This is a genomic window from Bradyrhizobium lablabi (assembly GCF_001440475.1).
Lineage (GTDB): Bacteria > Pseudomonadota > Alphaproteobacteria > Rhizobiales > Xanthobacteraceae > Bradyrhizobium > Bradyrhizobium lablabi.
In genome coordinates, this window is sequence record NZ_LLYB01000065.1 from 215,142 (window position 1) to 216,586 (window position 1,445).

General features: G+C 68.9%; 1 protein-coding gene and 1 pseudogene. Both read left to right on the forward strand.

Features of this window, described 5'->3' with window-relative positions; translation table 11 throughout:
• Nucleotides 1-1,070: type I secretion system permease/ATPase (locus CQ14_RS46290; protein WP_245320369.1), on the forward strand; the 1,070-nt coding region annotated here is incomplete at its 5' end.
• Nucleotides 1,067-1,445: pseudogene (locus tag CQ14_RS15945) on the forward strand (hypothetical protein); the annotation flags it as partial. The gene CQ14_RS46290 and the pseudogene CQ14_RS15945, both read left to right, overlap by 4 nt.

The following is a 1,445-nucleotide window of genomic DNA, read 5'->3' on the forward strand; positions in this document are numbered from 1 at the left end:
ACGTCTATGCCAATCTCGGCGCGGCGGCGAAGGTGCTGCGCTACATTCTGCAATCGGGAATGCTGGGCATCGGCGCCTACCTCGTCGTGGCCGACAAGGCATCGGGCGGCGTCATGATCGCCTCCTCGATCCTGATGGGGCGCGCGCTCGCGCCCGTCGAGCTCGCGCTCGGCACCTGGAAGCAACTGGCCGCCGCCCGCCAGGGGCTCACACGCCTGCGCGACATCTGCAAGGCGACCGCGCCGCCGCCGGCGCCGCCGGTCATGCTGCCGCGTCCCTGCCGCGAATTGTCCGTGCAGAATCTCGCGGTGGCGGCGCCCGGCTTCGACATGCCGATCGTGTCCGGCGTCACGTTTTCGCTCAAGGCCGGCGCGGGGTTGGCGCTGCTCGGGGCGAGCGCGTCGGGCAAGACCTCGCTTTCCAAGGCCCTGGTCGGCATCTGGCCGGCGCATCGTGGCGCCGTGCGGATGGACGGCGCCGCGCTCGATCAATGGCGCAACGAGGATCTCGGCCGGCATATCGGCTATCTGCCGCAGGATGTCGGCCTGTTCGACGGCACCGTGGCGGAGAACATCTGCCGCTTCGACGAGAACGCGAGCTCGGATTCCATCCTCAAGGCCGCGCAGATTGCCGGCGTCCACGACATCATCCTGCGCCTGCCGGAAGGTTATGCGACGCGAATCGGCGCCGGCGGCATTTCGCTGTCGGCAGGCCAGAAGCAGCGGGTCGGCCTGGCGCGGGCGGTGTTCGGCGATCCCTTCCTGATCGTGCTCGACGAGCCCAACGCCAATCTCGATGCCGACGGCGAGAACGCCCTGACCCGCGCCATCGCCATCATGCGCCAGAACAAGTCCATCGTCGTCGTCATCTCGCATCGCCCGAGCGCGCTCTCCGCGCTGGATATGACGATGGTGCTGTACGAGGGCAAGGCGATCGCATTCGGCCCGCGCGAAGAGGTGTTCGCGCGCGTCCGCAACGCCAATGCCAAGGGGGCGCCGGGATCGCCGCCGGCTCCGCCACAGGCCAAGGCAGAACCGCGCGCATCGCTTGCCGAGAGTGTTCCATCATGAAGGGTTTTGATCACGTGCATAGCGATGAAAGCGTCGCGCGACGCCGCTTCGGTGGAACGGATGAAGATGTCGCGGCGCCGCAGGGCCAGGCGCTGATCCTCGAACTGCAGCGATTGCGGCAGGCTTTCGAGCAGGACAATGTGCAGGAACAGCGGCTTCGCCGTCCGCCGCAGGACGAGCGTCCGGGCGCACGGCGTCAGCGCCCCGCACGGCCGAAGCGGAAGAAGAAAGGCAAGATGGGCCGCGTGCTCGACGCGTGGCTCGGCCCGTTCGGATCCCAGTCCGACGACGTTGAGATCGAGCCTCCGCCGCCGCCACGCCGCGGCCGCGCCGCGCCGCAGTTCACGCCGCCGCCACCGGCGAACAACGCCCGCG